Source organism: Streptococcus sp. 2021WUSS109 (assembly GCF_044427305.1).
In the GTDB taxonomy this organism is placed as follows: domain Bacteria; phylum Bacillota; class Bacilli; order Lactobacillales; family Streptococcaceae; genus Streptococcus; species Streptococcus suis.
The window spans coordinates 1-9,527 of record NZ_JAOTGF010000035.1 but is presented as its reverse complement, the minus strand read 5'-3'; the positions used below and the strand labels follow the sequence as shown (position 1 = coordinate 9,527).

The window sequence follows — 9,527 nt, the reverse complement described above, 5'->3', positions numbered from 1 at the left end:
GTAAAAATGAGGACAGGGAAGCCTTTTTATTTTGTCCAAATAGCCACTATTCTGGCAAAAAGACGGACTATCAGACCAATAAACAGAAAAAGACAAACATCAAGCGAGATGTTTGTCTTCATTCTGAAATAGATTGGACAATGTCCAATCTATTTTAGTTTTTGCCAATAAGCTTTGTAGATATACAGTTGAAGAGTAGCTGATAGGATAAGCAGTAAGGTCATCAAGGCTGAGCTTACATAAGCTGCACCAATAGTGCCAGCTAATATGATGCTGAAAACTAGAATAATGGCTCCGAGAAACATTGTTCCTATGATTGATCCAGCAATCAACCATTGACCCGCTCCGCGACCAAATAACTGGTTACTATTTTGCCAGTTGAGCATGAGGAGTCGTTGGTCACGCCAGTAATAAATCTGACCAGTTAGCAGGGCTGAGATAATGATGCCGACTGTAAAGAAGAATGCTAGAATGAATTTGACTTTCATGAAACCTAGTGCCAAAGCAAAGTAAAGTAGGGTCGGTAGTGCAAATTGCACGGCAGCCAATACCCAGAATTTTTGGATGATAAATTTTTTGAAACTTATAGGAAGTGTTCGAATGAAATGATAATTTTCCTTCTCCAATGACATGGCCACTCCGATGAAGGTTGTAGAACCAGCAAATAGACTGCCAAGCAAGAATCCAGCTAATAGAGCAATACCAAAGAAATCCCATTCAACTGAACTCAGACCACCATTCTCTGTGAAACGGCTAAAACTTGGAAAAAGAGCTACTCCCATGATGATTGGTTGTATCATGGTTTGGACCATGAGGTTGCTATCTTTAAGAGTAGATAGGTGGTGTTTCACTAAAGCCTGATTGAGATTGCTAGGAATCTTGGCAGATTTAGCATTATTGGTCCGTTTTGTCGAAGCATTTTCAATCGCCAAAACTTGATTAAAGTAGTTGGGAATGACAGTTTTAAACGCAAACACAATAAGACTAATCATCAAAATGAGAGGAAGTCCAAAATGAAGGAGTGTTTCTAGTGAGATAGTATGGCTGGCCAAGTAATGGAATCCAGCAAATATAGGTATGATAGGAAAATCAACAAAGCCACCAGATTCGAGTGAAACGGTCTGCTGAGATTGCAGGAACATGAGTGCAGCAAAAGCCAGCAAGGAAGAACCTGTCATCAGGATTGTAGAAATCAATGTTTTACGAGGGCTTTTTGTTAGAACCTCCCCAACAAAGTGCATGATAATCAGATTGACTAAATTAACTAAAATCCAGAGGATCAAAAAGGAAGGAATGGAAGCTAAGGCGAGGAGCGGACCGCCAATTTGCCAGTAAGTGATTAGAAGTAAAGACAGACATGGCATGAGGAAGGGTAAGACCATCCCTTGTGCAGAGAGGATTTTAGCGAGGAAGACTTCTTGTGGCTTCAGGGGAAGTGCTAAATACAACTTTGTATCCTTACTATCGTAGAAAACGGAGAAGAAACCTGTAAAACCGTAGACAATGGCAATAATGGTAAAGAGCGCTAGTTGCAGAGAAAAGAAACCGATGGACTGACTATAATCTACTCCCATGAAAAAGACAGAATAGAGGAGTCCAAAACACAAAATCATAAATACTTGTTGCAAGAGGACACTTTTATAGGCTGAAAAGGAGGCGTCTTTGCGCTTGCTTTGTTTCTTCTTGACGGAAGCTAGAAGTTGAGGATTGGAATAAAGAATATTAATCTTTACTAGTTCCCAAATGATGGATTTACTCATACTTCCTCACCTGCCTTCACTTGTTGGCGTCCAGCTAATTCCAAATAGATGGTCTCCAAATCTTTATCTGGATACTGTGATTTGAGTTCATCTAGACTTCCTACGAAAATGAGTTGCCCTTTTCGGAGAATAGCAATGCGGTCACAGAGTTGTTCAGCTACTGAAAGGACGTGTGTAGAAAAGAGAACGGTGTGACCAGATTGAGCATGTTCTTTCATCATTTGTTTTAGGTCGAAAGAGGCCTGAGGATCCAGTCCAGTTAGGGGTTCATCCAAAATCCAAATATCAGGGTTAGGGATCAATGCACCAATAATAATGGTTTTCTGACGCATACCGTGTGAAAAACTATCAATAGGCTCATGCTGGCGTGCGGTCATATCAAATAGACTAGATAGTTTAGCGATACGGTCATCAACTGTATCCTTTTCTACACCATAGACCTTGCCCATAAAGTGCCAGTATTCAAAAGCTGTTAAGTGTAGGAAAATATCTGGCGAATCTGGAACATAGGCTATCCGTTTTTTGACTTCATCACGGTTCTCCTCTAGGTTTAAACCATCAACAGAGATAGTTCCATAACTGGCTTCGATTATTGAAGTCAATAGACTGATTGTCGTTGTTTTTCCTGCCCCATTGTGACCAATTAAACCGAAAATCTCGCCGCTTTCAATTGTCAAATTTAGGTCATCAAGTGCGATTGTTTCACCGTATGTTTTTGTGATATGGTCAAATTGTATCATAGTAACCTCCTTGTTATTCGTGAACTAAAAGTAGGAGCTTGCTAGGTATTCCGAGCCTTATTCCAATGTTCTTCGAATAATATATACAATTAATTACATTTATTATACTGCTGAATTAGTACAAAAGCAATAGTTTCTATCAATATTTTTGTAGTATAGATGGGATATATTCCAAGAAGTCGAGTGTAAAAAGGAATGCAATAAGCTTGATTATCAGAAAATTTGTTATAATGTCCACATCTCACCGAGCAGTCCGTTAGCTATTATTTTACGAGCGGGTTTTAGTTTGCTCGTTTTATAGTTCTCCGATAAATCGATAATGTAGTTCAATCGTAACTTGGCGATTTTTGCCACGTCCAGTTGGTTGGTGAATGACGATTTTATCAATCAGTTGTGTTGTCAAGTTCTCAAGTTCTCAAGTTTGGTGTGTTGGCGAATAGTTCGCATAAACTTGTCAGTGTTTTTCGTAGATTCGGTCTGGCTAACCAGAACCTCTTTGTTTAGCTTGGTTGCGTTTATTTTTATATGAGTCTTCTAAATGATATATACCCTTCATCAAAGTATGTTTCAAAATATAGGCACCAATAATCAATCCGATGACGAGGATTACATAAAGTGTTTCTGCATTCATTTTTAATCTCCCAAATAATTTTAGTTTGTTGTATGGTATTGGATGACGCGACGTTCAACCGTTGCATTGCTATCAAGTTTTTTGATAGCTCGCTCGACTTGAGTCAATAAGACATTGTAAGGATTTTCTATAATACTCTGATCACAATTATATGTGTTGGTGATAACAAGCACATACGCTTTTTCTTCATTTCTAATTTCAGACGCTAAAAGAGCGAGAACATAGCTTTCCTTGACAATGATATTGTTCGTTATTTTGAAAACAACATCACCGTCATCTGTTACGTTTAGCAGTTGGATATGGTTATCTTTGAAACTCCCCATATCCAATACGGATAATATCTCTTGAACAGAACTAATTTTGCTCGAAAAGAAGCAATGCTCTTGAGATAGAAATAATTTATCTCGCGATTCGATAGCTCCTTGATTGAGTAGCTCATCTCGGCGTTGCCCTATGAAGAAATTGCGGATACAATAGATAAAAATACCTATTATACAAGCAATTATTATCTTTTCCATAAAATCCCTCCATTTTTTCTTCAAAATCCCTGCTACAATAGGGTTTGAGTGTGTTTTAGTGAACGGTCGTTAACTAAAACAATGAAAAATCAAAAAATGCCGACTTGGCAAGGCTTCAAAAACCCCGTCAAATCAGCATTTCTAATATTTTTATTGATAACTTTAATTGTTTTAACAAACGACCGTCTACTAAAACTTTTCACGATTTTACTTTACTGTTTTTTCTAGCTTTTGTCAACGATTTTTGGGTTAATTTTTCTGTTTATTTGGATATTATTACGCTTCAGGACGCTATAAATGGTAGCGGTAGAAATCTGGAACTGGCTGGCGAGGTCTCGAACGGTCAGCTCTTCTTCCAGATAACTTATAATAACTTGCTTTTCTTTCGATTTTGATATACCTTCATTTCCTAATTTCACACCTCGTTCTTTAGCTTTACGCAGTCCGTCTTTGGTGCGTGCCGAAATAGCTTGAAGCTCCCACTCTGCCACATAGCCCAATATAAGGCAGAAGAACTTGCCGGTCAGTGGTCTGTTTCAATTTGTTCGTGAAGAGATTGAAGGCGGATATTATAGCTGGTTAGTTTCGAGATGATAGCAGACAGGTGGAGCATTTTTCTGGTTAGGCGGTCTAGCTTATACACCACAAAGCTAGTTTTTATGCCGCTGTCGGTACATTCTTTGGCGAGTTTGAGAGCTTTTTGAAGTTGTGGGCGGTCCAGATTCTTTTTCGATGTAGAGTTTGTCGCAGAAGTTCAGGGCTTCTTTTTGAATTTCTAATCCCAGTTCTTGGCGGTTGTCTGTTGAACTAACGCGGGCGTAGCCGATAACGACAAAGCCGCTTTCTTGATGTGCTTAATGATTTTCTTCACATTTTACTATTGTAGCAGAGTGGTTCTATTTTAGAAGAAAATTATAATTATGTAATAATTTTTTAGATTTCTTGTATATTAAAAAGATGTTTTTGTCCCTATAACATTGACTTTGTCCCAAAAGATTGTTATTATATTTCTAGGAGGATAGACAGATGAAAAAAAAACAAGTGATAAACCTTATTAGATATTTTACAGAGGGCAATACTTTTGGATTTAGAACTGAAGCTTATGAGATAGCTAAAGCATTCGACAAAGCGGGGGATCACCAATTAGCAGAATATATTATAGCAATGCTTTCAGAAAACAATACATTTATTCCACAAGTAAGTGAAGAAAAATTTGAATCACTAAGAAAAATTCAGTTGACAAATTTCAACCCTTTACCACTTCCAGAAGCTATATCTTCAGATGTTATAGGAGTGGTGAACGCCGTGCGACGAAATATTGGGGTAGATAAATTTCTGTTTGAAGGTGCACCTGGGACAGGGAAGACAGAAACAGTAAAGCAGATTGCTCGCTTGCTGCAAAGAGAGCTATATGTTGTAGATTTTGAAACTATTATTGATAGTAAACTAGGTCAAACTGCAAAAAATATAGCTAATTTATTTAAAGAAATCAATAGTTTTACACACCCTGAACAAACGCTTATCTTGTTCGATGAAATTGATGCTATTGCATTAAACAGATTAGATAATAATGATCTTAGGGAGATGGGGCGTGCAACTACAGCAATATTAAAAGGGATGGATACGTTGAGAGACGGAATTGTTTTGATTGCAACCACTAATTTATTTAGCGCTTTTGATAAAGCTCTAATTCGAAGATTTGATGCAGTTATTAATTTTAATCGATATAGTCAAGAAGATTTATTGGTGATTGCGGAATCTATGATGTCAACTATTTTGAACGATTCAAAGCATTCTGGTAAAAATGTGAGACTTTTTAAAAAGATAGTTGCGCTTTGTTCCCCTATTCCATATCCTGGGGAGCTTAAGAATACCTTGAAAAGTGCAGTCGCATTCAGTAGTCTAACAGATAAGTTCGACTATTTACGACGATTATTTTCAATTTTTTATAAACCGGTTGACAACACAACCTTAAAAGAGTTGAAAGAATTAGGTTTTACGGTAAGAGAAATCGAAATTTTGACAGGAATATCTAAAAGTCAAACAGCTAGAGAATTAAAGGAGGATTGATATAGATGAATGATCTTTTACAATTGAAAGGGCGTTTTGAGCAACGATCGAGTAGTAGTAAGCCAGGAGCACCCAAACTCTTATCCAATAAAGTTGTGACGATTAATGAGTTAGTGGAGTTAAGAAATCAGCTAGAGTCACTAAGACAATACTGGGAAACTGTTACCTATTTTGAAGGAGCTTTTATAACAATTGTTTATAAAGACATAGTAGCTAAGAGTCGGCGAGCAAAAGAGCTATTAAAGAAGAATAGTCGTACTTTTCCAAATGATCTAATTGTTGGTGCTCGTTATATAGAAGGTGACAAGATACGACATGCCATTACTTACTATGTTGATAACAATACTATTGTTGAAACAATAAATAAATTAGACTTAGCGATAGAAATTCTTGATGAAGAATTTTCCGGCAAGATTACTACAGAAGTAGTTGATGCAATAAATGCTAAGTTGTATCCATATGGAAGTTCTAAGTTATCGAAGACAACATTCTTACAAGTCATTGTTGATGTTAGCTCTATCGCAGAGTTCACTATTCCAGAGGCAAATATTGATTCAGGGCAACTGTCAATTGTTAGTGTGTTTAAAACGGAACTACAAACGTCCGAACTGCTTCGTAGATTGGGCTTAGATATTTCTATCGGTAGAGTAATAGATGATTCAACCATTTTATTAACTCCGGATGAGATTGCCTTAATAATGGAAAAGGCACCTTATCTCATATCTATGGCGACAGTGGATTTATCTCAATTAGATATTCTGGATTTTGATGAGGCAAAATCGAGCCAAATATTGTCAATTCCAAATCCTACCAATGAGCCTATCATCGGTGTTATTGATACTTTATTTGATGAGAGCGTTTATTTTTCGAAATGGGTAAAATATGAAGATAGAGTTGATAGTCAAATTGAAAAAATGTCAAGTGATTATGAGCATGGAACGGGCGTATCATCTATAATTGTTGATGGGGCTTCAATTAATCCGGATCTTGATGATAATTGTGGTCGTTTCAGAGTCAAACATTTTGGTGTTGCTACAAGCAAACAATTTAGTTCCTTTACCATTATGAAACACATAAAAGAGATAGTTGCTGAAAATAGAGAAATTAAAGTTTGGAATTTATCTCTTGGTTCTGCACTTGAAATTCATAAAGATTTTATCTCTCCTGAGGCGGCAATATTGGATAAAATTCAATACGATTATGATGTTATATTTGTTGTTGCTGGAACAAATAAGCCATCAGATTCGAATAGCCCGATGTTAATTGGAGCACCAGCAGACTCAATAAATTCACTTATCGTTAACGCAGTAAATAGGGAAAATATGCCTGCTTCATATTCCAGAATAGGTAAAGTTCTATCTTTCTTTAATAAACCAGATGTTAGTTATTATGGTGGAGATGGTAGAGATAGAATTAGGGTATGTTTCCCTTTAGGAGAAGGTTTTGTTAAGGGAACTTCATTTGCAGCGCCTTGGATTACGAGGAAAATTGCATACCTCATACATAAAGTGGGATTAAGCAGGGAAGTTGCTAAAGCATTAGTGATTGATTCAGCTATATCTTGGAGCCAAAATATGGCATCTTCAAATGTTATAGGTTACGGTGTTGTTCCTCAAGATATTAATGAAGTAATAAATGCAAAAGATGATGAGATAAAATTCATTTTGACTGGGGAATCTCTCAAGTATGATACATATAACCACCAGTTACCAGTTCCTATTGTAAATGGACAACATCCTTTTGTTGCTAAAGCGACACTCTGTTATTTCCCAAAATGTTCCAGAAATCAGGGAGTTGATTATACTAACACAGAATTAGATATTTATTTCGGAAGAATGTTGCCTAATGGTAAAGGTATTAAAACAATAAATGACAATAAGCAAAGTGATAATGTAGCACTCCACGAAGAAGATGCGCGGGAACAATACAGAAAATGGGATAATGTAAAATCAATTATAGAATATGTTAAACCACGTGGACGTGCGAAGAAAGCTTATGATAATGGCTTATGGGGATTCAGTCTCAAGACTAAGGAGAGATTAAATACTGGAGATGGAGAAGGGCTAAAATTTGGAATTGTTGTCACTCTTAAAGAAATCAACGGTATAAACAGGATTGACGACTTTATAAACCAATGCTCAATGCGTGGCTGGTTAGTGCAAAGAATTGATGTGGAAGAACTGATTCAAGTTCACAGTATTGCTGAAGAAGAAATTAGTTTTGATGAGTAACGAGCGTCAAAAGTGTTCCTTTATATTTGGTAAATATTGTAGTATTTTTATTTGAATCGGTTAGAAATTAAATTAGAAATTATTAAGAAAGTGTGGATAATGAATGGAAAGCTTTACAATTGAATTTGAAGCCGATTCAGATGGCTATTTTACTTATGAGTGTCCATTTTGCGAAGAGCAATTTAAGCTATTGGCTTCCGAGGTGCAAGATGGAGATTTGGAACTCGAGGAACTATTTTGTCCGTATTGCGGATTAGTTGATAATGCTGATAAGTTCTATTCAAAGGAAGTATTAGCCTATATTCAAAATTTCGCCGAAGAATGGATGATTAACACTATAAATAAGAGTTTTGGTTCAATCAAAAGTTCAAAAAATTTTAAGGTTGACTTCAAGAAGATAAAGCATAACTCCATTGCTAAACCATCTGAAATAGACTCCGTTGAGGAAGTATTTACTTGTGAAATGTGCGAAAAACATGAAAAAGTTTTATTCAGTGCAGGAGCTTCAAAAGTTTTCTGTGCTTACTGTGGAGGTGATTTATGATGGAAGAATTACAAAAATATAGGAAAATCAGTTTAGATTTCAGAAGAAATTCATCAAATATGTTGAATACAAAGTATAATGATGGCTTACTATATCTCATCAGATTTAAAGAATTTATTGACAAGAACGATATTATATGTCAAATTTTAGAAGACCTATGGACTGATTTACCGAAAGACTTTAATGAAAAGCTCGTATCGGAAGATAATAATTCAGGATGGAGCAATTTCAGTATTCCCATAGATGAATCGAAACATTTAAAACTTTGCTATGATTATTTGAATAAAATTATAGAAGATGACGTTGATTTAGCAGAATTATCTTGTGCATTTCTTTTAACTTCTTCTAAAAAATTTAATGATAAAATACGAGAGTTTTTGAAGAAAGCGTTCAAACCCTTAGTTGACTATATCAACGATCAATTATCTCAAAAAATAATAGAATTAACCGGAGTAAATCAAGCCATGTCTCAAATTACACAAAATATTGAAAATAATTACGGAACAGCTTCAGCAGTGGGAACTGGAACTATATCATCAATAAATAATGTCTCTACGACGGATATTGAAACTTTAAAAAATCTCTGTTCAAATATTTTGAAAGATTTAACTGGATTAAATATGTTGTCTGAGGATGATAAGGAAGTGATTATTGATGATATTGAAACGATTCAATCGCAAGTCGTTTCCGATAGACCTAAGAAAATAAAGCTTAAGAAAGCGTGGTCTTCAATTCAAAGTTTTCTCCCTAAAATCCCAGCAGGAATACCTGTCACATTACAATTAATAGAACTGGGTGAGAAATTATCCGCACTATTTTTTTAGTACTATAATCTCTTATTGTGGGATATATAAAAATCACGGACTATTCCGTGATTTCAGAATGAAGACAAAGTCGTTAGAATTATATTTCTAACGGCTTTTTCATATGTAAAGTAGTATAATAGAGATAGGAATACTAGCTAATAAGCAGAGGGAGAATCGCTATGTTACACAAAGAAAATCCAGACTACAATCGCGGTCAATTTGGTTTC

The 9,527-nt window shown here is 35.8% G+C and carries 9 protein-coding genes and 1 pseudogene; 4 read left to right on the top strand and 6 right to left on the bottom strand.

What is annotated here, in order from left to right:
- Positions 1 to 149: 149 nt before the first annotated feature.
- The 6 genes and pseudogenes from ODU37_RS10155 to ODU37_RS10130 form a co-directional block, all read right to left on the bottom strand.
- Entirely contained in the window at positions 150 to 1,760 is a 1,611-nt protein-coding gene (locus ODU37_RS10155; protein ID WP_044679444.1) for a hypothetical protein, read from the bottom strand.
- Positions 1,757 to 2,500 carry an ABC transporter ATP-binding protein gene (locus ODU37_RS10150; RefSeq protein WP_011922278.1) on the bottom strand — a complete coding sequence of 248 codons (744 nt, stop codon included), beginning with the start codon at positions 2,498 to 2,500 and terminating at the stop codon, positions 1,757 to 1,759. The genes ODU37_RS10155 and ODU37_RS10150 overlap by 4 nt, the downstream gene beginning before the upstream one ends.
- Positions 2,501 to 2,795: 295 nt before the next feature.
- Complete coding sequence (locus ODU37_RS10145) at positions 2,796 to 2,903, bottom strand: DUF4368 domain-containing protein (RefSeq protein WP_228476684.1); 108 nt, start codon at positions 2,901 to 2,903, stop codon at positions 2,796 to 2,798.
- Between the two features lie 78 nt (positions 2,904 to 2,981).
- Positions 2,982 to 3,131 (bottom strand): hypothetical protein, encoded by a 150-nt coding sequence (locus ODU37_RS10140; protein WP_228476685.1) that lies wholly within the window; start codon positions 3,129 to 3,131, stop codon positions 2,982 to 2,984.
- 20 nt (positions 3,132 to 3,151) lie between these two features.
- Positions 3,152 to 3,649: a hypothetical protein gene (locus ODU37_RS10135; protein WP_044679446.1), complete on the bottom strand. Its 498-nt coding sequence runs from the start codon at positions 3,647 to 3,649 to the stop codon at positions 3,152 to 3,154.
- Positions 3,650 to 3,873: 224 nt separating this feature from the next.
- Positions 3,874 to 4,520: pseudogene (locus ODU37_RS10130) on the bottom strand (recombinase family protein).
- 155 nt (positions 4,521 to 4,675) lie between these two features.
- Here ODU37_RS10130 and ODU37_RS10125 point away from each other — a divergent pair.
- From ODU37_RS10125 to ODU37_RS10110, 4 genes are all read left to right on the top strand, one after another.
- Positions 4,676 to 5,719, top strand: a complete 1,044-nt coding sequence (locus ODU37_RS10125; RefSeq protein ID WP_044679447.1) for an ATP-binding protein — start codon at positions 4,676 to 4,678, stop codon at positions 5,717 to 5,719.
- 5 nt (positions 5,720 to 5,724) lie between these two features.
- Positions 5,725 to 7,950 (top strand): S8 family peptidase, encoded by a 2,226-nt coding sequence (locus ODU37_RS10120; RefSeq protein WP_105153306.1) that lies wholly within the window; start codon positions 5,725 to 5,727, stop codon positions 7,948 to 7,950.
- A gap of 103 nt (positions 7,951 to 8,053) precedes the next feature.
- Positions 8,054 to 8,494, top strand: a complete 441-nt coding sequence (locus ODU37_RS10115) for a hypothetical protein (protein ID WP_044679451.1) — start codon at positions 8,054 to 8,056, stop codon at positions 8,492 to 8,494.
- Positions 8,491 to 9,318, top strand: coding sequence for a hypothetical protein (locus tag ODU37_RS10110; protein WP_044679453.1), 828 nt, complete (start codon positions 8,491 to 8,493; stop codon positions 9,316 to 9,318). The genes ODU37_RS10115 and ODU37_RS10110 overlap by 4 nt, the downstream gene beginning before the upstream one ends.
- The last annotated feature ends 209 nt before the right edge of the window (positions 9,319 to 9,527 follow it).